The following is a 23,371-nucleotide window of genomic DNA, read 5'->3' as shown; positions in this document are numbered from 1 at the left end:
CCTCATCGCCATGCCCACGCCCCCGCTTGACCGCTACGCCGTGCTGGGCAACCCGGTCGCGCACAGCCGTTCGCCCGCGATCCACGCCGCCTTCGCCGCGGCCACCGGGCAGCCGCTGAGCTACGAGCGCGTGCTGGCCCCGATGGACGGCTTCGAGGCGACCTTGCGCGCGTTCGCCGCGGCGGGCGGGCGCGGCTGCAACGTGACCGTGCCGTTCAAGTTCGACGCTTTCCGCCTGTGCCCGCGCCACACCGAGCGCGCCGCGCTGGCCGAGGCGACCAATGTGATCCGCTTCGATGCCGAGGGCTGGTGGGCCGACAACACCGACGGCGTCGGCCTGGTGACCGACATCGAGCACAACGCCGGGCAGCCGGTCGCCGGCCAGCGCGTGCTGTTGATCGGCGCGGGTGGCGCGTCGGCCGGCGTGCTGGGGCCGCTGCTGCAGGCCAGGCCTGCCGAAGTGGTCGTCGCCAACCGGACGGTCGAGCGCGCCCAGGCCCTGTGCGCCCGCCATCAGGCCTTGGCCGATGCACAGCGCACGGCGCTGCGGGCCAGCGGCCTGGCCGATGCCGGCGTGGGCTTCGACATCGTGCTCAACGCCAGCGCCAGCAGCCTGGCCGGTGACACCGCGCCGGTGCCCGCCAGCGTGCTGCGCCCGGGCACGCTGGTGGTGGACCTGATGTACGGCCCCGCCGCCGCCGGCTTCTTGCGCTGGGCCCAGGCGCACGGGGCACGCCCCCGCGATGGCCTGGGCATGCTGGTCGAACAGGCGGCCGAAGCGTTTGCACTCTGGCGCGGCGTGCGGCCAGACACCGCTCCGGTGCTGGCGATGCTGCGCGATCAGCTCGCGCGCGAGGCCGCTTCGGCATGACCGCCGCGCTGCGCGCGCTGGGCCGGCTGCTGGCGCTGATCGTGTTGTGCGGCATCGCGCTGCAGCTGTATTTCGTGGCCCGTGTCGCGCTGATGCTCGTCGTCGCGCCCGAATCGACCAGCTTCCAGCGCAGCGAGGCCTGGCGCCTGGTGACCGAGAAGCACCAGATCCTGTGGAGCCAGCAGTGGGTCGACGACGCCCACATCTCACCGCACCTGAAGCGCGCCGTGATCGCCAGCGAAGACGCCGGCTTCACCGACCACAGCGGGGTCGAGTGGGACGCGATCGAAGCCGCCTACGAGAAGAACCAGAAGGCCGAGGCACGCGCCGAGCGCATCAACGAGCAGTTGGAAAAGCGTGAGGCCAAGCGGGCCCAGGCCGGCAAGCCCGTCACCAAGCCGGCCCCGCGCGCCACCGCCAAGGTCATCGGCGGCTCGACGATCACCCAGCAGCTGGCGAAGAACCTCTTCTTGTCCGGTGAACGCACGGCCGTGCGCAAGGGCCAGGAGATCGTCCTGGCCTATGTCCTGGAGGCGCTGCTCGACAAGCGCCGCATCCTCGAGATCTACCTGAACAGCGTCGAATGGGGCGAAGGCGTTTTTGGGGCGCAGGCCGCGGCGCGCCACTACTTCCACGTCGACGCCGCCCAGCTAGGCGCCTACCCCGCCGCGAGATTGGCGGTGATGCTGCCGGCGCCCAAGCGCTTCGAGAAGAATCCCGGGTCGGCCTATGTGAATGGCCGGGCTGGCACCATCGTGGGCCGCATGGGCGGCGTCGAGCTGCCCTGAGGGCGCGCTCCTCCAGCTTTCTATTTCTATATTGGCAACCATGGCGTCCAGCGACGAACTCACCGCCGAACTCTGCGCCCGCGCCGCGCGGCTGGTCGTGGAAGACGGCATGGACTACGCCGCCGCCAAGCGCCGCGCGCTGCGCGACATCGGCCCGCAGGCCGGCCGTGGCGCCACCCTGCCGCCGAACGAGCAACTCGAAGACGCGGTCCGCGAGCATATTGCTCTGTTCCACGCCGACACCCAGCCGGCCGAGCTGCAGGCGCTGCGCCAGCTCGCCTTGCGCTGGATGGAGCGGCTGGCGGAATTTCGCCCCTACGTGGGCGGCGCCGTCTGGCGCGGTACCGCCACCCGGCTGTCGCCGGTGCTGATCGACCTGTACTGCGACGACATCAAGGCGGCCGAGATCGGTTTCCTGAACCTCGGCATCACCTTCGACAGCCACAGCGACCCCGGCGACGACGAGACCGTGTTGACGGTCGAGGCGCGCTGCCCCGAATTGGGAGAAATGGTGAGCGTTCACTTTATCGTCCATGACCACGACGACCTGCGAGGCGCGCTCAAGCCCGACGCTCGCGGCCAAAGCTGGCGCGGCGACGCGGCCGCGTTGCGGCAACGTTTGGTCCCGCCTCCCCCCGCCGAAGGGGGCGCCGCATGAGCCCGGTCGCGCGGCGCGGGCTGTTCGTGCTGGCCGGGGCCGGCGCCCTGGCGGCCGGGCTGGGCTGGCGCGCCTGGCGATCAACCGCGCCGAGCGGTGGCGAGGCGGCCGGCAGCGGCGACCCGCTGGAAGACTTCTGGGCCCTCGAGCTGCCCACGCCCAGCGGCGCCGGCATGCCGCTGCGCTCGCTGCGAGGGCGCCCGCTGGTGGTCAATTTCTGGGCCACCTGGTGCCCGCCTTGCGTGAAAGAGATGCCCGAGCTGGACCGCTTTGCGCGCGAATTCGGCGGCCAGGGCTGGCAGGTGCTGGGCGTGGCGATCGACCAGGCAGCACCGGTGCAGGCTTTTCTGAAGCAGACTCCGGTGGGTTTCCCGGTCGTGCTGGCCGGCAACGAGGGCCTGAGCTGGGTCCGCCGGCTCGGCAACCCGGCCGGCGGGCTGCCATTCAGCGTGCAATTTGGTGCCGATGGCTTGGCCGCACGCCGAAAGCTGGGCGCGACCAACTTCGACGAACTGGCCGGCTGGGCTCGGCCGGGCTGAAAAACGAGCTCGGCAGGGGCATTTGCCGGTAACAAGCGGTTGCCACCCCGCGCCAGCCCTGTCAATAGGTTGACGCCACTTTATTTTGGCCCTAGCTGCCTTTAAGTGAAGTCAAAAGGCGTAAAGTTCGCGTCTTTGAAAAACGGCCGGCGGCTTTTGGGAGCCGTACCGCAAGCCAAGAATGCCTGTTCTTGACCTTCGCGCGCCGAATCAACCTGCGTTGGGCGCCCTGAACTCACGGGGCGAAATCGGTGGTTGTTCGACGACGATCAGCGCCGAACGGCGCGGGATCGCCGCGTGCCACTCCGAACCGGGGCCAAGCCCCCGAGTCGGCCCGTCTTCGCCTCGCGCCCGCGACGAAACCTCTGCTGGAGACTGATCCCCATGGACCTTCGCAAGCTCAAGACCCTGATCGACCTGGTCTCGGACTCGAACATCGCCGAACTCGAAATCACCGAGGCCGACGGCAAGGTTCGCATCGTCAAGTCTGGTGGGGCCGTGATGGCCGCCCCGGCGCCGATGATGATGCCCGCCCAGGCCGCCCCGGCGATGGTGCCAGTGGCCGGCAGCGCGCCCGCCGCCGAAGCGGCCGCCCCGCCGGCGCCGACCGGCCACATCGTCAAGTCGCCGATGGTCGGCACCTTCTATGTCTCGTCGACCCCCGGTGGCAAGCCGCTGGCCGAAGTGGGCACCGTGGTGAAGGAAGGTGACGCGGTTTGCATCATCGAAGCGATGAAGATCATGAACGAGATCGAGGCCGACAAGGCCGGCACGATCACGCAGGTACTGGCCCAGAACGGCCAGGCCGTCGAGTTCGGCCAACCGCTGTTCGTGATCGAGTAAGCGGCACGCCCCAGGCACCATGTTCAAGAAAATTCTCATCGCCAACCGAGGCGTTCGCGCGCAGCGCGGGGGAATGCTCATGTGCGCCTGCGCACGTGAGCAATCACCAAATTGCTCGGTGGTTGCAGACCACCGGGGCGATTGAGCCGAGGCACCCATGTTCAAGAAAATTCTCATCGCCAACCGAGGCGTTCGCGCGCAGCGCGGGGGAATGCTCATGTGCGCCTGCGCACGTGAGCAATCACCAAATTGCTCGGTGGTTGCAGACCACCGGGGCGATTGAGCCGAGGCACCCATGTTCAAGAAAATTCTCATCGCCAACCGAGGCGAGATCGCCCTGCGCATCCAGCGCGCCTGCCGCGAGATGGGCATCAAGGCGGTCGTCGTCTACTCCGAGGCCGACCGTGACGCCAAGTACGTCCGACTGGCCGAAGAGGCCGTGTGCATCGGTCCGGCACCGTCCGGCCAGAGCTACCTCAACATGCCGGCGATCATCTCGACCGCCGAGGTGACCGACGCCGAGGCCATTCACCCCGGCTACGGCTTCCTGTCCGAGAACGCCGATTTCGCCGAGCGCGTGGAGCAAAGCGGCTTCACCTTCATCGGCCCGACGCCCGATTCGATCCGCATGATGGGCGACAAGGTGTCGGCCAAGCAGGCGATGATCAAGTCCGGCGTGCCCTGCGTGCCCGGCTCGGAGGGCGCGCTGCCCGACGACCCGAAGGAGATCATCAAGATCGCCCGCGCGATCGGCTACCCGGTGATCATCAAGGCGGCCGGCGGCGGCGGCGGGCGCGGCATGCGGGTCGTGCACACCGAAGCGGCGCTGATCCACGCAGTGCAGACCACGCGCGCAGAAGCCGGCGCGGCCTTCAACAACTCGGCCGTCTACATGGAGAAGTTCCTCGAGAACCCGCGCCATGTGGAGATCCAGATCCTGGCCGACGAGCACAAGAACGCCGTCTGGCTGGGGGAGCGCGACTGCTCGATGCAGCGCCGCCACCAGAAGATCATCGAAGAAGCGCCGGCGCCGGGCATCCCGCGCCGCATCATCGAGAAGGTGGGTGAGCGTTGTGCCGCCGCCTGCAAGAAGATCGGCTACCGCGGCGCCGGCACCTTCGAGTTCCTGTACGAGAACGGCGAGTTCTACTTCATCGAGATGAACACCCGCGTGCAGGTCGAGCACCCGGTGACCGAGCTGGTCACCGGCATCGACATCGTGCAGATGCAGATCCGCGTGGCGGCCGGCGAGAAGCTGCCGTTCACCCAGCGCCAGATCGAGATGCGCGGCCACGCGATCGAGTGCCGCATCAACGCCGAAGACCCGTACAAGTTCTTCCCGTCGCCGGGCCGCATCACGATGTGGCACGCGCCGGGCGGCCCGGGCGTGCGTGTCGATTCGCATGCTTATACGAACTACTTCGTGCCGCCGAACTACGACTCGATGATCGGCAAGATCATCTGCCACGGCGACACCCGCGATCAGGCGTTGGCGCGCATGCGCACCGCCCTGCTCGAGACGGTGGTCGAAGGCATCCAGACCAACATCCCGCTGCACCGCGAGCTGATGGTCGACGCCAATTTCATCGCCGGCGGCACCAGCATCCACTACCTGGAAGGCTGGCTGGCCGAGCATCGCCGTTGACGGGCGCCACGGAGCATTGAAGTGGCCATGTTCGAATTGATCTTGAGCGCACCGCAGGCGCTGGTGGAGCCGGTGTCCGATGCGCTGATGGACGAGCTCGGCGCGTTGTCGGTGTCGGTCGAAGACGCCGACGCCGACACCGATGCCGAACGCGCGCTGTTCGGCGAGCCCGGCATGCCGGCGCCGCAGCCGGGCTGGGAGCGCTCGACGCTGAAGGCCTTGTTCGACAGCGAGGCCTCGGCCACCGATGCGATGACCTTGCTGCTGGCACAAGACTGGGTCGAGGGCCTGGCGGTGCGAAGCCTGCAACAGGTGCAAGAGCAAGACTGGGTCCGCCTGACGCAGTCGCAGTTCGCGCCCGTCGAGATCACGCCGAGCTTCTGGATCGTGCCCAGCTGGCATGAGCCGCCGGCCGCCGCCGCGCGCGTGATCCGGCTCGATCCGGGCCTGGCCTTCGGGACCGGCACCCACCCGACCACCCGCATGTGCCTGCGCTGGATTGCGCAGCACGGGGCCGAGGTGGCCGGCGCGCGTGTGCTGGACTACGGTTGCGGCTCCGGCATCCTGGCGATCGGCGCGGCGCTGCACGATGCCGGCGCGGTGGACGCACTCGACATCGACCCTGCGGCCGTCGAGTCCACACGCTACAACGCCAACGCGAACGGCGTGGTGCTGCAAGCCGGCCTGGCCGATCTGGCGCAGGGCCGGTACGACATCGTGCTGGCCAACATCCTGGCCACGCCGTTGAAGCTGTTGGCGCCGCTGTTGTGCGGGCACCTGAAGCCCGGCGGCCACCTGGTCCTGGCCGGCATCCTGGAGCGGCAGGCCGACGAGTTGATCCAGGCCTATGCGCCCTGGTGCGCGATCCAGGTGCTGGACCAGGAAGACGGCTGGATCCTGATGGGCGGGCCGGGCCGAGCGTCCTGACGTGAAGGGCCCCGGACCGCGCGGACCCCATGTTCGCGGGCTGAACCGCTTCGACCCCATGGCATCATTCCTCGCATGAGCCTGGCCACACGATGCCCCGCCTGCAGCACGGTGTTCCGCGTGCTGCAGGACCAGCTTCGCGTGTCCGAAGGCTGGGTTCGCTGCGGCCAGTGCCAAGAGGTCTTCAACGCACTGGAAACCTTGTTCGATCTCGGCGGGCCGACCGAGGCCGGGGCCGAGGTGAGCCCGCCGCCCGCGACCTTCGCGCCACCGCCGCCCGAGCCGCCGCAGTTCAGGCCTTACGCGCCGCCCCCGGCCACAACCCCGCCGCCACCCGCACCGCCGCCCGCGCACATCGCCGAAGAGCAGCCCGAGTTCGAGCCGACGGCGCCGGCCACCGCCGCGCCGGACGACCCGTTCAACGACATCGACACCTTCACGGTGCTGGACGATGGCGACAGCCTTGGCGGCATCATCGCCGGCGGCCCGGTGCCCGAGGACGACTGGCATTCGCTGTCCCCACCGCTGCCGGCCGACGACCAAGAGCCGCCGCCGCGATCGGCAACGTCGCCGGCGCCGTCGCCAACCCCGCCACCGTCGGCCCCCACGCCCGCGGAACGCGCGGCCTCATTCGCCGCCCCGGTAGGGGGTGCGCGCCCGCCCGCCGCACCGGCGCAGGCCCCCGCGAACGAACCGAACGACTTCTTCAGCGATGAGGTCGACACCGTGTCGGCCGCGGCGTTCGAGGCGGGCGTCGACGAAGAAGAAGACGCCGAAGCACCGACCCCGTCGCGCTTCATCGGCCCGATGCCGGACTGGGCCCGCACGCCCTCGCGGCAGCGCCGCAGCGGCAAGAAGAGCAAAGCCAAACTCCCCCATGGCGATGGGGACGGCCCGCACGCGCAGGCCCACCAGAGCGGCAAGGCCCATCGCAAGCGCCGCAAGCCCGAGTTCGTCCGCCAGGCCGAGCGGGCCGCGTTGTGGCGCCGCCCGCTGGTGCGCCTGACGCTGGGCGCGGCCGCGCTGGCGCTGTGTGTGCTGCTGGCTGGGCAGGTCGGCTACCACTACCGCGAACCACTGGCCGCCCAGGTGCCGGCGCTGGCCCCGGCCCTGCATGCCGGCTGCGACTGGCTGCACTGCAAGATCGGCGCACCGCGCGCGATCGAGCGCATCCGCCTGGACGCGAGCGACCTGACCCGCACCGAGCAAGACCAGGTGCTGCGCTTCACGGCCGACCTGCACAACACTGCCGAGTACCCGGTGCGCGCCCCCGCGCTGGATGTGAGCTTCACCGACGCGCTGGGCCGCATCGTCTCGCGCAAGGTGCTGCTGCCCACCGATCTGGGCGCGCGCAGCGAGTCGATCGCGGCAGACGCCCAGTGGCGCATCGATGCCCGGCTGGCCGTGGGCGAGCTGCAGGTCGCCGGCTACACGGTCGAAGTCTTCTACCCCTGAATCTCCACTGACCGGGCCGCCGCGCCGGCCCGGGCGCCTCCGTTCATCACTTCACCGGTACACCACCATGGCCTGTCTCGTCAGCGGCTCGCTCGCCTTCGACACCATCACCAACTTCCCGGGCCGCTTTGCCGAGCAGATCATGCCCGAGCAGGTGCACATCCTGAACGTGTCGTTCCTGGTGCCCACGCTGCGGCGAGAGTTCGGCGGCTGCGCCGGCAACATCGCCTACACGCTGGCCGCGCTCGGCGGCGACGCAGTGGTCGTCGCCGCGGTCGGCAACGATGGCGAGGCCTACCTCGACCGCCTGCAGCAGCTGGGCATCGACACCCGGCAGGTGCTGCAGGTGCAGGACACCTACACCGCGCAGGCGATGATCATCACCGACGCCGACAACAACCAGATCACCGCCTTCCACCCCGGCGCCATGCAGCAGGCGCACGAGATCGGCCTGCCCGAACGCGACGACATCCGCCTCGCGATCATCGGCCCCGACGGCCGCGACGCGATGCTGCGCCGGGCGCGCGACCTGGCCGCGGCCAAGATCCCGTTCGTGTTCGACCCGGGCCAGGGCCTGCCGATGTTCGATGGCGAGGCGTTGAAGGGCTTCATCGCGCAGGCCACCTGGGTCGCCGTCAACGACTACGAAGGCCGCATGCTGTGCGAACGCACCGGCGAATCGCTCGACAGCCTGTCGCGCTCGCACCTGAAGGGCGTGATCGTCACGCTGGGCGCCGAGGGCTGCGACGTCTGGGTCCAGGGCCGGTGCGAGCGCGTGCCGGGCGTGGCGGCCACCGAGGTGCTCGACCCGACCGGCTGCGGCGATGCTTTCCGTGGCGCGATGCTGTTCGGCCTGGAGCGCGGCTGGCCGCTGGTCGACTGCGTGGCACTGGGCAACCGCCTGGGCGCCCTGAAGATCGCGCAGCGAGGTGGCCAGAACCACCAGGTGGACCGTCAGGCGCTCGGCGTCGCCTGAGCGCCCGCGCGCAGCCGCTCGGGCTGCCGCCTCAAGCGGCCTGAAGCCGCGACACCAGCCAGGCCTGCACCGCAGCCAGCGGTGCATCGATATCGACCTGCTTGTGACGCGCCGCCGCACCACGGCGCAAGCTCACCGCGCGCTTGGGCAGGCCCAACTCTTTCGCCAGCCAAGCCGTGAGCGCCAGATTCGCCTGGCCGTCGATCGGCGGCGCTGCGAGCTTCACCCGCAGCGCCCCTTCGAACAACCCGACGACCTCGGTCTGCCGCGCGTTGGGCTGCACCGCGAGCGTCAGCACGCACGCGCCCGTCTTGGCCTCGCGCAGGCACGGTAGGCCGCCGGCGTTGCTCGATGCAGCAGCCGGCGCCGGGGCGCCTGGGCGAGCGGGTTGCTTGGACACGGCGTCAGTCGATGGGTGTGATCAGCAGGCAAGAAAAAGCCCGGCCGAAGCCGGGCTTGTCAGAACAGGGGCACCACCAGGGCGCCCCCAATCGCTCAGGGCTTGTTGCCCGTCGGGAACGGCCATGCGGCCGCCGGGCTCAGGGCTGTCTTCGCTGCAGGGGCCGCAGGGGCAGCAGGGGCAGTGGGGGCAGCGGGCTTCTTGGCCGCCGCCTTCTTGGCCGCCGGCTTCTTGGCAGCCGGCTTCTTCGCCGCAGCAGCCTTCTTCGCCGGTGCCGCCTTCTTCGCAGCAGCCTTCTTCGCAACCGGCTTCGCAGCAGCCTTCTTCGCGACCGGCTTCTTCGCCGCGGCCTTCTTGGCCGGTGCAGCCTTCTTCGCCGGTGCAGCCTTCTTCGCTGCAACCTTCTTCGCCGGTGCGGCCTTCTTCGCCGGTGCAGCCTTCTTCGCTGCAGCCTTCTTCGCCGGCGCGGCCTTCTTGGCCGGTGCAGCCTTCTTCGCTGCAGCCTTCTTCGCCGGTGCGGCCTTCTTGGCCGGTGCAGCCTTCTTCGCCGGAGCCTTCTTCGCCGGGGCCTTCTTGGCCGCAGCCTTCTTCGCAGTTGCCATTTCAATCTCCTTGATCAAGTTGCAAAAAACACCGGGCTGCTCGAGATACAGCTCGGCGATTCACCGCTGTGGGCCGCTCCTGTCACGGTCTAGAGGCCGTTTCAGGCTGCCCCCATCCGATGAATGGGGTGTCGGCTCGCCGCTGCACTTCGTGGTGGTGAAGCTGGCGAACCGAGGATCTTGATCTCTCTCACACTGCTGGAACGAAAGCACCGGCGCTTCGATGGCGCCGTGCGCTGTTCAGTCCCAGCTCAATGCGCCACCGGATTGGTACTCGATGACGCGGGTTTCAAAAAAGTTGCGTTCCTTCTTCAGGTCGATCATCTCGCTCATCCACGGGAACGGGTTTTCCTCGTTCGGGAAGAGCGCCTCGAGGCCGATCTGCGTGGCACGCCGGTTGGCGATGTAGCGCAGGTAGCCCTTGAACATCGATGCATTCAAGCCGAGCACGCCGCGCGGCATGGTGTCTTCGGCGTAGCGGTACTCGAGCTCGACGGCCTTCTGGAACAGGGCCTTGATCTCGGCCTTGAACTCGGCCGTCCACAGGTGCGGGTTCTCGAGCTTGATCTGGTTGATCAGGTCGATGCCGAAGTTGCAGTGCATCGACTCGTCGCGCAGGATGTACTGGTACTGCTCGGCCGCGCCGGTCATCTTGTTCTGCCGGCCCAGCGCAAGAATCTGCGTGAAGCCGACATAGAAGAACAGGCCTTCCATCAGGCACGCGAAAACGATCAGGCTCTTCAGCAGCGTCTGGTCGGCTTCGGGGGTGCCGGTGACGAAGTGCGGGTCCATGATCGCGTCGATGAACGGGATCAGGAACTCGTCCTTGTCGCGGATCGACTGGACCTCGTGGTACGCGTTGAAGATCTCCGACTCATCGAGCCCGAGCGATTCGACGATGTACTGGTAGGCGTGCGTGTGGATCGCTTCTTCGAAGGCCTGACGCAACAGGAACTGGCGCGCCTCGGGGGCCGTGATGTGGCGGTACGTGCCCAGCACGATGTTGTTGGCGGCCAGCGAATCGGCGGTGACGAAGAAGCCGAGGTTGCGCTTGATGATGCGGCGCTCGTCTTCGCTCAGGCCGTTCGGGTCTTTCCAGGTCGCGATGTCGCGCGACATGTTGACCTCTTGCGGCATCCAGTGATTCGCACAGGTAGCGAGGTACTTCTCCCACGCCCACTTGTACTTGAACGGCACCAGCTGATTCACATCGGTCTGGCCGTTGATGATGCGCTTGTCGGCGACGTTGACGCGACGGTCATGGCGCACGGCGGTGGATGCAGCAGCGGTCACCGCAGGCGCCATCGGCGACGACGATGTCGTCGTGGTCACGGGGGCAACTTGAAGAGGTGACGGGGTCACGGGCTGCAGGCCGCGAGGCTCGAAAGCGGGCTCGGGCGTGAAGCGATTTGCAGGTGTCTGCGGGGCGCGAAGGTCGTCTTCCCAGACCAGCATGTGCATGTTTCCTATGGGTCGCGATTATCGGAGTGTTGTGTTCAAACACCAAGCACTTCTTGACATTGAAGCCTCGTCGTTGTTGCAGCTGTGCATCGCAACACAGCACCTCAACACGCTCGCTCGCATCGACTCGCGCGGCATCACGATCGTGATGTCGCGCGAGTGCTCGATGCGATGCGAAGCCATCACGTCGGCTTCAGCTTGAGCTCACTGGCAGGCTTCGCAGGTCGGGTCATCGACACCGCAGAACTTGATGTCGGTGGCCGGCTGCGCAGCGAGCATCGCCTGCGCTTGCGCAGCCACGGCATCGAGTGCCGACATGCCTGTGCCGCCTGCCATGCCACCACTGCTGGGCACCGAGTTCATCTGCCCTGCGGCGACGGTCGATTTCTCGGCGTGCGTCGCACCCACCGTGCGCAGGTAGTAGGTGGTCTTCAGACCACGCAGCCACGCGAGCTTGTAGGTGTCGTCGAGCTTCTTGCCCGACGCGCCGGCGATGTAGATGTTGAGCGACTGGGCCTGGTCGATCCACTTCTGGCGGCGCGCGGCGGCTTCGACCAGCCACTGCGTCTCGACCTCGAACGCGGTCGCGTACAGCGCCTTCAGCTCTTCGGGCACGCGGTCGATGCGACGCAGCGAACCGTCGTAGTGCTTCAGGTCCATCACCATCACGCTGTCCCACAGGCCGAGCTTCTTCAGGTCGCGCACCAGGTATTCGTTGACGACGGTGAACTCGCCCGACAGGTTGGACTTGACCGACAGGTTGCCGAAGCAGGGCTCGATCGATGCGTCGACGCCGATGATGTTGGAGATCGTCGCGGTCGGCGCGATCGCCACGCAGTTGCTGTTGCGCATGCCGTGCGCGCTGATGCGCTGGCGCAGCGCGTCCCAGTCCATGCTGGTGCTGCGGTCGACCTCGACATAACCGCCACGCTGCTCAGCCAGCAGGTTCAGCGAATCCAGCGGCAACACGCCACGGTCCCACAGCGAGCCGCGGTAGGTCGAGTAGCGGCCGCGCTCGGCCGCCAGTTCGGTCGAGGCCCAGTAGGCGTAGTAGCACAGCGCTTCCATCGAACGGTCGGCGAACTCGACCGCGGCCTCGCTGGCGTAGGGCGTGCGCAGTTGGTAGAGCGCGTCCTGGAACCCCATCACGCCCAGGCCGACCGGGCGGTGGCGCAGGTTCGAGTCGCGTGCCTTCTTGACCGCGTAGTAGTTGATGTCGATGACGTTGTCGAGCATGCGCATCGCCGTGGCCACGGTGGCCTTCAGCTTGGCGTGGTCGACACCACCGTCCTTCAGGTGCTGGGCCAGGTTGATCGAGCCGAGGTTGCAGACGGCGATCTCGTCGGGGCCGGTGTTCAGCGTGATCTCGGTGCACAGGTTGCTCGAGTGCACGACGCCCACATGCTGCTGCGGCGAACGGACGTTGCAGGCGTCCTTGAAGGTGATCCAGGGGTGGCCGGTCTCGAACAGCATCGAGAGCATCTTGCGCCACAGGTCCTTGGCGGGCATGCGCTTGTAGAGCTTGATCTCGCCGCGGTCGACCTTGGCCTCATACGCCACGTAGGCCTTCTCGAACTCGGCGCCGATCTTGTCGTGCAGATCGGGGCAGGTCGACGGCGAGAACAGCGTCCAGTCGGCACCTTCCATCACGCGACGCATGAACAGATCGGGGATCCAGTTCGCGGTGTTCATGTCGTGCGTGCGGCGGCGATCGTCGCCGGTGTTCTTGCGCAGCTCGAGGAACTCTTCGATGTCCAGGTGCCAGGTCTCCAGGTAGGCGCAGACCGCACCCTTGCGCTTGCCGCCCTGGTTGACCGCGACCGCGGTGTCGTTGACCACCTTCAGGAACGGCACCACGCCTTGCGACTTGCCGTTGGTGCCCTTGATGTACGAGCCGAGCGCGCGGACGTTGGTCCAGTCGTTGCCCAGGCCGCCGGCGAACTTGCTCAGCAGCGCGTTCTCTTTCAGCGCTTCGTAGATGCCGTCCAGGTCGTCGGCCACGGTCGTCAGGTAGCAGCTCGACAGTTGCGAGCGGCGGGTGCCAGCGTTGAACAGCGTCGGCGTCGACGACATGAAGTCGAAGGTCGACAGCACGTTGTAGAACTCGATCGCGCGCGTCTCGCGGTCGATCTCGTTCAGCGCCAGGCCCATCGCGACGCGCATGAAGAACGCCTGCGGCATCTCGATGCGGGTTTCCTCGATGTGCAGGAAGTAGCGGTCGTACAGCGTCTGCAGGCCGAGGTAGTCGAACTGCAGGTCGCGGTCGGCGTTCAACGCGGCGCCCAGCTTGGCCAGGTCGAACTGCATCAGCTTTTCGTCCAACAGTTCGGCCTCGACGCCCTTCTTGATGTACTTGGGGAAGTACTCGGCGTACTTCGCGGCCATCTCACCTTGCATCACCTCGCCGCCGATGATCTCGCGGCGGATCGTGTGCAGCAGCAGGCGCGCGGTGGCGCGGGTGTAGGCCGGGTCTTGCTCGATCAACGTGCGGGCGGCCAGGATGGCGGCCTTGTAGACCTCGTCGATCGGCACGCCGTCGTACAGGTTGCGGCGCGTCTCGGCCAGGATCGGCTCGGGGCGCACGTCGTCGCCCAGGCCGGCGCAAGCCGACTCGACCAGCGCCTGCAGGCGCGCTTCATCCAGCGGCACGCGCAGGCCGCCGTCGATCACGTGCAGCGCATGCACCGGGGCGGCCACCGTGGCCGGCGCCTGCTTGGCGCGCTCTTGCGCACGGCGCTCGCGGTACAGCACGTAGGCACGGGCCACTTCATGGTGGCCGCTGCGCATCAGGCCCAGCTCGACCTGGTCCTGCACGTCTTCGATGTGGAAAGTGCCGCCGGCCGGGCGCGAGCGCAGCAGCGCGCGCACCACGGTTTCGGTCAATGCATCGACCGTCTCGCGCACGCTGGCCGAGGCCGCGCCTTGCGTGCCGTGCACCGCAAGAAAAGCCTTCATCAGCGCGACCGCGATCTTGTTCGGCTCGAAGGCCACGACCGCGCCGTTGCGACGGATCGTCTGGTAGCCCTGGTAGGCGTTGGGCAGAGTGCCTGCGGCGCTGGGCGCGGCGGCCGGACGCGCCAGGACGGCGGCGTCGGTGCTGATGGAAGCAACGGCTTGCATGAGATCCCCTTGTTTGAATATGCAGCGGTGAATGTGCGGACCTGGTGAACCCGCGCCGGCCATCCCCTTTCACGCCGGCGACGGCGATGCCTCGTGCCTGCGCCGGGCAGGCCGTCAGGCCTGTCGGCAGCGCGACACGAAATTCATCGTCGTCGGTGCTTGTGGCCCCGAGATCTCGGGACGCAAGGGATTGCCAGAATCTGTGACGGCTGTTCCACGCGCTCAATGCAGCGGGCGCTCAACAAGCCGAAGACAACAGACATGGGCTTTTGGAAGTGCCGAGAGGTTAGCACGAAAGGACACTATAGCTAGCGTGCCGGGGCATCACAAGCGCTACCTATAGCGTGGCGTGGAATGACTAACCCTCTTGACGGGCGACCATTCGTTTGATCCTCGCGCGCCCTGCAGCAAGCCCATGTCAACGCGATGACAGTGTCGGCCGCATGGCTTCAAGCCGCGTCGACACAAGGCCTGAATTCATGCGGCTTGCGCCGCCAAAATGCCGGCCAGGCCGCGTCGATGCTGGCTTCGTGCGCTGCGGCGGTGCCGGCTCGCTCAAGCCGCAAAGCGTTCGCCGCGCCAGCGCAGCAGCGACTTCAGGCCCGCCCAATCGAAGCCAGGGCCTGGATCACGCTTGCGTCCGGGCGCCACGTGTTCGTGTCCCGCCACATCGAAGCGGCCGTACCTCTTTTGAAGGACACGCAGCAGCGTGGCCAGACGCGTGTACTGCACCGCTTCGAAGGGCTCACCTTCGAGGCCTTCGAGCTCGATGCCGATCGAGTAGTCGTTGCAGTTGTCGCGCCCACGCCAGTGCGACACGCCGGCATGCCAGGCACGCCGATCACATGAGACGAACTGCATCAGTTCGCCATCGCGGCGAAGAAAGAAATGAGCCGAGACCTGCAGCCCACGCAGGTCGGCGAAGGCGGGGTGGGCCGCGGGGTCGAGCTGGTTGGTGAACAGGCGCTCGACCGCATCGCCGCCGTACTGCCCCGGCGGCAGGCTGATCGAATGCAGCACGACCAGCGACACGTGGGTGCCCGCGGGCCGCGGCCCGAAGTTGGGCGACGCGATGGCCCGCGCGCCGGACCACCAGCCATCGGCCCAGCTCACCGTGGGCCTGCTGCGCGAACGCGATCGAGGCGGGTCATGCGCCGTCGCCGTGGCTGTCGCCGCTCTCGGTGATGCCCAGCCGCGCCATGCGGTAACGCATCTGGCGCAGCGACAGCCCGAGCCGCGCGCCGGCGGCGGTGCGGTTGAAGCCATGCTGTTCGAGCGCCCGCACGAGGATCGCGCGCTCGACATCGTCGAGGTGCCGCGCCAGGTCGCTCGGCAGCATCACCTCGCTGTCGGCCGAGGTGCCGGTCACCGACGGGTCGGCGAGCAGGTCCATGCTCAAGGTGCCGGCTTCGGTATCGCCGCCGCTGTCTTGCAGCACGGCCTCGGGCAGGCCCAGGTCTTCGGCATCGAGCAGGTCGCCAGGCGACAAGGCCACCGCGCGGTGCAGCAGGTTCTCCAGCTCGCGCACGTTGCCGGGGAAGGGGTAGTGCGTCAGCCGCTCGTGCGCTGCCGGCGTCAAGCGCGGCGCGGGGCTGACGCCGGCATCGCGGGCGATGCGGTCCAGCAGCGCCAGGCTGATCGACTCGATGTCGCTGCGACGCTCGCGCAACGGCGGCACGTCGATGCGGATCACGTTCAGGCGGTAGAACAAGTCTTGCCGGAAGCGGCCGGCGGCCACCTCGGCGACGAGGTCCTTGTGGGTGGCGCTGACGATGCGCACATTCAACGGCACCTCGGACACCGCACCGACCGGGCGCACCGCGCGCTCCTGGATCACCCGCAGCAGCTTGCTCTGCATCGCCAGCGGCAGGTCGCCGATCTCGTCGAGGAACAAGGTGCCGCCGTTGGCAGCCTGGAAGAAGCCGGCGCGGTCTTCGGTCGCGCCGGTGAACGCGCCCTTGCGGTAGCCGAAGAACTCGGCCTCGAGCAGGTTCTCGGGGATCGCGCCGCAGTTGACGGCCACGAAGGGCTGGCCGGCGCGCGCGCTGACCTCGTGGATGGCCCGCGCGACCAGCTCCTTGCCGGTGCCCGACTCGCCCTGCACCAGCGCCGGCGCCATGCTGCGCGCCACCTTCTCGATCAACTCCTTGACCTGGCGCATCGTGTCCGACGTGCCGACCAGGCGCGCCAGCGGTGCGCTCGCCGCCGGCAGGCCGGGCCGGGGCGCGGCGGTGGGCGCCGCACGGCCCAAGGCACTGGCGACCACCGCGCGGAACTGGCGCAGGTCCACCGGCTTGGTCAGGTAGTCGAAGGCGCCGGCCTTCAATGCCTCAACCGCGTTCTCGGCCGAACCATAGGCAGTGATGACGATCACCTTCTCGGGCCGTTTGGCTTGTTCCAGCCGGTGCATCAGCTCCAGCCCCGACCCGTCGGGCAGGCGCATGTCGCTGATGACGAGGCGGAACACGCGGTCCTGCAGCCGGGCCCAGGCCTCGGCCACGGTGGACGCGGTCTCGACCTCGTGGCCCTCGCGCAGCAGCGTCAGTTCATACAGCGTCAGCAGGTCGGGCTCGTCGTCGACGACCAGCACGCCGCCCGCGGCAAACGATTCAGTCATGACAGCCCCCAGGCCGGATGGGATGCAGCGCGGCACGCGGCCCGCACGGAAGTCGACACAGCTTGCTTCACAGATGCAACCTTCCTTCAGCCGCCACCGTGTCCCGCTGCATCACCACCTGGAACAGATTGGCGTGGCGCTCGTCGGGGCGGCGCAGGTAATCGATGCTGGCGCCGTGGCGCTCGCACAGCTCGCGACAAATATAGAGGCCCAGGCCGGTGCCGCGGCTGCGGGTGGAGTGGAAAGGCTCGAAAAGGTGCGCTTCGACCTCGGCCGGGATCGGGTCCCCGTCGCTGGCCACGGCCAGGCGCACGAACGGGCCGTCGAGCGCCTCGAGGATCACCAGCACCGCGCCCGGCCGGTCGCTCGCGTGGCGCAGCGCGTTTTCGAGCAGGTTGATCAGCACGCGACGCAGGTGGTCGGGGTCGAACACGGCACCCAGCGGCTCTTTGGGCAGCAGCACGCGCAAACGGCTGTCGCTGCCGAGCACCAGGCCCTCGGTGCGTGCCCATTCGGCGCAGATGGCGGCCACCTCGGCGGTCGCGTCGATCGTGCGCGAGGGCGACATGCTGCCCGGTGCCGCCTCCATCACGTCGTCGACGATGCGGCGCAGCCGCTCGACGTTGTCGGCGACGATGCGCACCAGGCGCTGCTGGTCCGGCCGCAGCACGTCTTCTTGCAGCAGCGCGTTGGCCTGCGAGACAGCCGCCAGCGGGTTGCGGATCTCGTGCGCGATGCCGGCCGAGATGCGGCCCATCGCCACCAGGCGCTCTTCGCGCTGGCGCGCCAGCACCGAGCGCAGTTCTTCGAGGAACAGCACGCCGAGCACTTCTTCGCTCGACCGCTCGGGCACCGCCGCGGCGTTCAGGCGGACGCCGCGCGTGAAGCGCGCACGCACGCGGATCGAGCGCGGGCTCTCGCCCGCGTACGCCACGGTCAGGTCCATGCCGGCGGAGGGCCACTGGCCCGATTCGTAGGCCCCCTCCACCGCGTCCAGCAGCCGACCCCAGCCGGGCTGGCTGGCGAGCGAGAACGGCGCCGGCGGGCAGGACCCGCGCTCGGACAGCAGCGCCCGCGCCGCCGGGTTGGCCGCGCGCACGCGCCCGCGCCGGTCGACCACCAGCACGCCGTCGCTCATCTCGTCGATGACCAGCCGGTTCAGCTCGGCCTGTTGGCGCGCGAGCTCGAGGCTGCCGCGCGCCGCGCGCTCTTCACGCGCCAGCCGGCTGGCCATCTGACCGGCCACCAGCACGATGACGAACAGCCCCATGCCGGCCAGGCCCGCCTGCGACAGCAGTGGCGTCAGGTCGCCGCCGGCCATCGCCCGCCGCCAGGCCGTGGCCAACAGCAACAGGCTGGCCGCCGCGGCGGTGGCCAGCGCCGGCACCCGGGCGCTCAGCACCGCGGCCATCAGCACCGGCAACACCAGCAAGGCCGCGTGGTTCAGCGTGGACTGGGGATCCAGCCAATGCATCGCCCCGAAGGCCAGCAGGTCGACCCCCACCGTGGCCCACCAGCGCCAGCGCCGCCGGCCCGCGCCGAGCGGGCGGTCGTCGCCGGCGGTCCACAGGCGCAGCACCATCGCCTGCATCGCATAGGCGCCGCACAACGCGAGCACCAGCGACGGCCCGTGGCCGCCGAACAGGTCGATCGCCAGCTGCGCCATCACCAGCGTCATGCCCAACGCCGCGCGGGCGGTCAGGTAGGTGCGGTAGACCCGCTGGTGCGCGCTGTTGTCGGCGCTGATCAGCCGCCTGGCCTGGCGTGACAGGAAGCTGCTGTCATCGCCGCCGCTGCCGGTGTGGTCGGCCCACTTCGGGTCGAGCGTCGAGCCGCCTTCGAGCGCCGAGGGCTCGCCAAAGCCCAAGGCTTCGAGCCAGGACTCGCTGCCACCGGTGACCGGCGCCGTGCCGTCCGCCTGACTGCGGCGGGCGTTGTCGTTGGATGCCATCAGCGGCCCATCAACGCGGGCCGAGCCGCCGATGCTCGGCGCTGCAATAGTGGCGCCCGCCCTCGCCTTCGACGGCATCGGGCTGTGGCAAGTGCAAACCGCAATGGGCGCAAGACACCATCGGCTGCGGGCCGGGTGGCCGCCGACGGGCACCACCGGGCGACGCACCGCCGCCCCGCCCCTTGCCGAACCACAGCATCAACGCGATCACGACGATCGCGATCGTGAGCAGCCACTTGATCATGCGGGGGGGCGTTGCAACACCACTTCGTAGACGAAGCGGGTGCCAACGTAAGCCAACAGCAACAACAGCGAGCCGGCGTAAAGCCAGCGCGTGGCCTGGCGACCGCGCCAGCCGCGCCACAGGCGGCCGACGATCAGGGCGGCGAACGTCGCCCAGCCCAGCACCGACAACACGCTCTTGCGGTCCCAGTGCCACTGCGCCTCGGACTGCAGGCCCAGCCACAGCGCGAGCGTGAGCACGACGAAGCCGGCCTCGACGAAACGAAAGGTCAGGCGCTCCAGCGTCAGCAAGGGCAGCCCCCTGCCGCCGACAATGCCCGAGCCGCCGCCGGGGCCCTTGTGACGCAGGCGCTTGTCGGCCGTGTCGAGCAGCACCGCATGCAGCACCGCGGCGCCGAACAGGCCATACGACGTGAGCCCCAGCACCCAGTGCATCGGCGCCCAGCGCGAATGGGCGATGGCCCGCACCTCACCCGGGAAGACCCAGGCCAGCAGCACCGCCAACGCGCCTGCCAGCGCCAGCGCGCGACGCGCCATCGCCACCGGCAGGAAGCGGCTTTCGATGCCATGCACCGCCAGCACCAGCCAGACCGTCAGCGACAGCACCGGAGCAAAGCCCAGCCGCAGGCCCTGGGCATCACCGGCCCACACGCCGGCACCGGCCAGCAGCACCACCGCGTGCAGCACCCAGGCCGCAAAAAGCAGCTGCGCAGGCCAGCGCCGATCGGGCGCCGCCGGCAGCAAAGCGCCCAGGTAAGCCAGCATGGCCGCCAAAGCGCAGAACACCGCAGGGTCAGCGGATAAAATCATGGCCACAGTTTACCGGCGCGTCGCGGGCTCCCCGCAGGGAAAAAGCCCTTCCACACGGCGCGCACACCCATGGCATCCACCCTCACCGACAGACTGTCGCGCCTGGTCAAGACCATGCGCGGCCAGGCCCGCATCACCGAGTCCAACGTGCAGGACATGCTGCGCGAGGTGCGCATGGCGCTGCTCGAAGCGGACGTGGCCTTGCCCGTCGTGCGCGACTTCATCGCCCGCGTCAAGGACAAGGCGCTGGGCCAGGAGGTCATCGGCTCGCTGAACCCCGGCCAGGTGCTGGTGTCGCTGGTCCACAAGGAACTCGCCGCCACCATGGGCGAGGGCGTGGCCGACATCAACCTCGCCGCGCAGCCGCCGGCGGTCATCCTGATGGCGGGCCTGCAAGGCGCCGGCAAGACCACCACCACCGCCAAGCTGACCAAGCACCTGATCGAGAAGCGCAAGAAGAAGGTGCTGACGGTCTCGGCCGACGTCTACCGCCCGGCCGCGATCGAGCAGCTGAAGACGGTGACCCAGCAGGCCGGTGGTGAGTGGTTCGCGTCGACCCCCGACCAGAAGCCACGCGATATCGCGCTGGCCGCGATCGACTACGCGAAGAAGCACTACTTCGACGTGCTGCTGGTCGACACCGCCGGCCGCCTCGCGATCGACGAAGCCCTGATGGCCGAGATCCGCGAACTGCACGCCACGCTGAACCCGGTCGAGACGCTGTTCGTCGTCGACGCGATGCAGGGCCAGGACGCGATCAACACCGCCAAGGCCTTCAAAGAGGCGCTACCGCTGACCGGCGTCATCCTGACCAAGCTCGACGGCGACTCGCGCGGCGGCGCGGCGATGTCGGTGCGGCAGATCACCGGCGCGCCGATCAAGTTCGCCGGCGTGTCCGAGAAGATCGACGGGCTCGAGGTGTTCGACGCCGAGCGCCACGCCGGCCGTGTGCTCGGCATGGGCGACATCGTCGCGCTGGTCGAAGAGGTGCAGAAGGGTGTCGACCTCGACGCCGCGAAGAAGCTGGCCGACAAGGTCAAGTCGGGTGATGGCTTCGACCTCAACGACTTCCTGTCGCAGATCAGCCAGATGAAGAAGATGGGGGGTTTGGGCAGCCTGATGGACAAGCTGCCCACCCAACTGGCCGCCAAGACCGGCCAGGCCGACATGGACCGCGCCGAGCGCGACATGAAGCGCATGGAAGGCATGCTCAACGCGATGACCGCGAAAGAGCGGCGCCAGCCCGCGCTGCTGCTCGACGGCAAGTCGAAGGCCAGCCGCAAGCGCCGCATCGCCCAGGGCGCCGGCGTGCAGATTCAGGATGTCAACCGCATGCTCAACCAGTTCGAGCAGATGCAGGGCATGATGAAGAAGATGAAGGGCGGCGGCCTGATGAAGATGATGAAGCGCATGGGCGGCATGAAGGGCATGGGCGGCCTGGGCGGCCTCGGCCCCCGTTGACCCGCCACTCCCCGCCACCACCACAGGGTTTGCTCAGATGTATCTGTTGATCGGAATCTTGCTGGCCGTGCTGGTCGTCGGCGGCGCCGCGGCCTGGGTCTGGGACAAGCAGCGCAAGGCCAAGGCCAAGGTGGCCAAGCAACGCGTCGTCGAAGCCCGTGACACCGTGGCCGACTGGCCGCCCACGGCCACGCGCATCCTCAGCGTGCCGGAGCGCCAGGCCTATGAGGCGCTGCTCAAGGCGGTGCCCGAGTACCTGGTGTTCGTCCAGGTGCCGCTGTCGCGCTTCATGCGCGTGCCCACACGCTACTCGTACGGCGAGTGGCTCAGCCGCGTCGGCCAGCTCAGTGCCGACCTGCTGATCTGCGACGCGACGTCAGAGGTGCACGCCGTGGTCGAGATCCGCGGCGCCGAAGAGAGCCCGCGCAGCATCCAGCGCCACAACCGCATGGTCCGCGTGCTGAAGGCGGCGGGGATCGAGGTGCTGGTCTGGCCCGAGAACGCGATCCCGACCGCGCAGGCGGCGCGCCACCAGCTGTTCCCGGAAGAAGCGCAAAAAGCCCGCGCCGAACGCGCAGAGATGCTGGCCCGCGCCGAGCGCGCCGCGGCCGAGCCGATCCCGGTGGCCGATGTGCGCGAGTTGGACGAGCCGCGCGAGCCGCCGCCGACCACCTGGTTCAACGACCTCGACGGCACCGGCCGCCGGCCACCCGAAGAGTGAGCCTCAGCCCAGCAGCGCCTGCGCAAACTCGCGGGCGCTGAAGGTCTCGAGGTCTTCCAGCTTCTCGCCCACGCCGACAAAGTACACCGGCACCGGCCGCTCGCGTGCGATCGCCGCCAGCACACCGCCCTTGGCGGTGCCATCGAGCTTGGTCACGATCAGCCCGGTCAGCTGCAGCGCGTCGTCGAACGACTTGACCTGCGCCAGCGCGTTCTGGCCGGTGTTGCCGTCGACCACCAGCAGCACCTCGTGCGGCGCGCTCGATTCGGCCTTGGTGATCGTGCGGCGGATCTTCTTCAGCTCTTCCATCAGGTGCAGCTGGGTCGGCAGGCGGCCGGCGGTGTCGGCGATCACCACGTCGGCACCGCGCGCCTTGCCGGCCACCACCGCGTCGTAGGTCACCGCCGCGGGGTCGCCGCCCTCCTGGCTGACGATCTGCACCTGGTTGCGGTCGGCCCAAACGGCGAGCTGCTCGCGCGCCGCGGCGCGGAAGGTGTCGGCCGCCGCCAGCAGCACCTTCTGCTCGGAGTCGGCGAGGTGGCGCGTCAGCTTGCCAATGCTGGTGGTCTTACCGGCGCCGTTGACGCCAACCACCATCATCACGGTCGGTTGATGCTCACCGATCTCGAGCGAGCGCTGCAACGGCGTCAACAGATCGGTCAGTGCGTCGGCCAGCAGCGCCCGCACCTCGGCCGGGCTCTCGGCCTTGCGTTCCTTGACCCTGCGCTTCAGGTCGGCCAGCAGATGCTCGGTGGCCTTGACGCCCGCATCGGCCATCAACAGCGCGGATTCGAGCTCCTCGTACAGCGCCTCGTCGATGCGGGTGCCGGTGAAGACCTGGGCGATGCTGGAGCCCGTCTTCGCCAGCCCCTGGCGCAGGCGGCCCAACCACCCGATGCGTTCGGCGGCGACCGCCGGCGGCGGCGCGGGCACCGCAATGGGTGCCGGAGCGGGAGCGGGCGCCACGGCAGCCGTGACCGGTGCAGCCACCGTGGCGGCCGGCGCTGGCGCAGGGGGCACCGCCGGCACCACGACCGGCGGGATCACGACCTGCGGGGGTGCGACCGGTGCAGGCGCGACCACTGGCGCCGCGGCGGCGGGCGGCACCGGCGCGGACGCAGGGACGACCGGTGCCGTGGGCGCGGCGGGAGCGGGCGCGAAATCCCGCAGGTCGACCGGGGCCGGCGAGCCGGGTGCCGGCGGGGGAGGCGCAGACTTTTTCTTGAAGAAACTGAACATTCGGTGGCAGTGCGAGGCGGGTTCGGCGAGGGTGCTTGGCCCTG

The 23,371-nt window shown here is 68.8% G+C and carries 21 protein-coding genes; 11 read left to right on the top strand and 10 right to left on the bottom strand.

The genetic code is table 11. The features are described 5' to 3' along the window. Positions 1 to 10 precede the first annotated feature (10 nt). The 9 genes from aroE to ACE3SG_RS19660 all read left to right on the top strand — a co-directional run bounded on the left by aroE (position 11) and on the right by ACE3SG_RS19660 (position 8,702). A complete protein-coding gene (gene aroE, locus ACE3SG_RS19700) occupies positions 11 to 871 on the top strand; it encodes a shikimate dehydrogenase (RefSeq protein WP_374567849.1) in 861 nt (286 codons plus the stop codon). Continuing rightward, positions 868 to 1,659 carry a transglycosylase domain-containing protein gene (locus ACE3SG_RS19695; protein ID WP_374567848.1) on the top strand — a complete coding sequence of 264 codons (792 nt, stop codon included), beginning with the start codon at positions 868 to 870 and terminating at the stop codon, positions 1,657 to 1,659. Before aroE ends, ACE3SG_RS19695 begins: the two co-directional genes overlap by 4 nt. A gap of 40 nt (positions 1,660 to 1,699) precedes the next feature. Next, entirely contained in the window at positions 1,700 to 2,317 is a 618-nt protein-coding gene (locus ACE3SG_RS19690) for a hypothetical protein (RefSeq protein ID WP_374567953.1), read from the top strand. Next, on the top strand, positions 2,314 to 2,856 hold the full coding sequence (locus tag ACE3SG_RS19685; protein ID WP_374567846.1) for a TlpA disulfide reductase family protein: 543 nt from the start codon (positions 2,314 to 2,316) through the stop codon (positions 2,854 to 2,856). The genes ACE3SG_RS19690 and ACE3SG_RS19685 overlap by 4 nt, the downstream gene beginning before the upstream one ends. A 384-nt stretch (positions 2,857 to 3,240) precedes the next feature. Next, positions 3,241 to 3,699 (top strand): acetyl-CoA carboxylase biotin carboxyl carrier protein, encoded by a 459-nt coding sequence (gene accB / locus ACE3SG_RS19680; protein ID WP_374567844.1) that lies wholly within the window; start codon positions 3,241 to 3,243, stop codon positions 3,697 to 3,699. Between the two features lie 295 nt (positions 3,700 to 3,994). Then, entirely contained in the window at positions 3,995 to 5,344 is a 1,350-nt protein-coding gene (gene accC / locus ACE3SG_RS19675) for an acetyl-CoA carboxylase biotin carboxylase subunit (protein WP_374567843.1), read from the top strand. 27 nt (positions 5,345 to 5,371) lie between these two features. Beyond that, entirely contained in the window at positions 5,372 to 6,271 is a 900-nt protein-coding gene (gene prmA, locus ACE3SG_RS19670; RefSeq protein ID WP_374567842.1) for a 50S ribosomal protein L11 methyltransferase, read from the top strand. 75 nt (positions 6,272 to 6,346) lie between these two features. Beyond that, a complete protein-coding gene (locus tag ACE3SG_RS19665; RefSeq protein WP_374567841.1) occupies positions 6,347 to 7,726 on the top strand; it encodes a zinc-ribbon and DUF3426 domain-containing protein in 1,380 nt (459 codons plus the stop codon). Between the two features lie 67 nt (positions 7,727 to 7,793). After that, on the top strand, positions 7,794 to 8,702 hold the full coding sequence (locus ACE3SG_RS19660; RefSeq protein ID WP_374567840.1) for a carbohydrate kinase family protein: 909 nt from the start codon (positions 7,794 to 7,796) through the stop codon (positions 8,700 to 8,702). A gap of 31 nt (positions 8,703 to 8,733) precedes the next feature. On the opposite strand, the gene ACE3SG_RS19655 is transcribed toward ACE3SG_RS19660, so the two are convergent. The 9 genes from ACE3SG_RS19655 to ACE3SG_RS19615 all read right to left on the bottom strand — a co-directional run bounded on the left by ACE3SG_RS19655 (position 8,734) and on the right by ACE3SG_RS19615 (position 19,906). Then, a complete protein-coding gene (locus tag ACE3SG_RS19655) occupies positions 8,734 to 9,000 on the bottom strand; it encodes a DUF167 domain-containing protein (protein WP_374567838.1) in 267 nt (88 codons plus the stop codon). Between the two features lie 197 nt (positions 9,001 to 9,197). Continuing rightward, positions 9,198 to 9,704 carry a histone H1-like DNA-binding protein gene (locus ACE3SG_RS19650; RefSeq protein WP_374567836.1) on the bottom strand — a complete coding sequence of 169 codons (507 nt, stop codon included), beginning with the start codon at positions 9,702 to 9,704 and terminating at the stop codon, positions 9,198 to 9,200. A gap of 240 nt (positions 9,705 to 9,944) precedes the next feature. Beyond that, complete coding sequence (locus tag ACE3SG_RS19645) at positions 9,945 to 11,159, bottom strand: ribonucleotide-diphosphate reductase subunit beta (protein ID WP_374567835.1); 1,215 nt, start codon at positions 11,157 to 11,159, stop codon at positions 9,945 to 9,947. A gap of 210 nt (positions 11,160 to 11,369) precedes the next feature. Then, positions 11,370 to 14,285: a ribonucleoside-diphosphate reductase subunit alpha gene (locus ACE3SG_RS19640; protein WP_374567834.1), complete on the bottom strand. Its 2,916-nt coding sequence runs from the start codon at positions 14,283 to 14,285 to the stop codon at positions 11,370 to 11,372. A gap of 555 nt (positions 14,286 to 14,840) precedes the next feature. Then, the gene (ampD, locus tag ACE3SG_RS19635; protein ID WP_374567833.1) at positions 14,841 to 15,398 is read right to left on the bottom strand and encodes a 1,6-anhydro-N-acetylmuramyl-L-alanine amidase AmpD; all 558 of its coding nucleotides are present in this window, start codon (positions 15,396 to 15,398) and stop codon (positions 14,841 to 14,843) included. 34 nt (positions 15,399 to 15,432) lie between these two features. Continuing rightward, positions 15,433 to 16,902 (bottom strand): sigma-54-dependent transcriptional regulator, encoded by a 1,470-nt coding sequence (locus ACE3SG_RS19630; protein WP_374567832.1) that lies wholly within the window; start codon positions 16,900 to 16,902, stop codon positions 15,433 to 15,435. 67 nt (positions 16,903 to 16,969) lie between these two features. Next, positions 16,970 to 18,853, bottom strand: coding sequence for a PAS domain-containing sensor histidine kinase (locus tag ACE3SG_RS19625; RefSeq protein WP_374567831.1), 1,884 nt, complete (start codon positions 18,851 to 18,853; stop codon positions 16,970 to 16,972). 10 nt (positions 18,854 to 18,863) lie between these two features. Continuing rightward, positions 18,864 to 19,097: a PP0621 family protein gene (locus tag ACE3SG_RS19620; protein WP_374567830.1), complete on the bottom strand. Its 234-nt coding sequence runs from the start codon at positions 19,095 to 19,097 to the stop codon at positions 18,864 to 18,866. Then, positions 19,094 to 19,906 (bottom strand): inner membrane protein YpjD, encoded by an 813-nt coding sequence (locus tag ACE3SG_RS19615; protein WP_374567828.1) that lies wholly within the window; start codon positions 19,904 to 19,906, stop codon positions 19,094 to 19,096. Before ACE3SG_RS19615 ends, ACE3SG_RS19620 begins: the two co-directional genes overlap by 4 nt. 69 nt (positions 19,907 to 19,975) lie before the next feature. Here ACE3SG_RS19615 and ffh point away from each other — a divergent pair, with 69 nt between their 5' ends. Next, positions 19,976 to 21,367: a signal recognition particle protein gene (gene ffh / locus ACE3SG_RS19610; protein WP_374567827.1), complete on the top strand. Its 1,392-nt coding sequence runs from the start codon at positions 19,976 to 19,978 to the stop codon at positions 21,365 to 21,367. Between the two features lie 37 nt (positions 21,368 to 21,404). Beyond that, positions 21,405 to 22,088, top strand: coding sequence for a DUF2726 domain-containing protein (locus tag ACE3SG_RS19605; RefSeq protein ID WP_374567826.1), 684 nt, complete (start codon positions 21,405 to 21,407; stop codon positions 22,086 to 22,088). 3 nt (positions 22,089 to 22,091) lie between these two features. On the opposite strand, the gene ftsY is transcribed toward ACE3SG_RS19605, so the two are convergent. Beyond that, positions 22,092 to 23,327 (bottom strand): signal recognition particle-docking protein FtsY, encoded by a 1,236-nt coding sequence (gene ftsY, locus ACE3SG_RS19600; protein ID WP_374567825.1) that lies wholly within the window; start codon positions 23,325 to 23,327, stop codon positions 22,092 to 22,094. Positions 23,328 to 23,371: the final 44 nt, after the last annotated feature.

Origin of the sequence: Ideonella sp., assembly GCF_041914305.1 — a bacterium.
Taxonomy (GTDB): Bacteria; Pseudomonadota; Gammaproteobacteria; order Burkholderiales; family Burkholderiaceae_C; genus Ideonella.
This window is presented reverse-complemented; position numbering and strand designations above follow the sequence as displayed.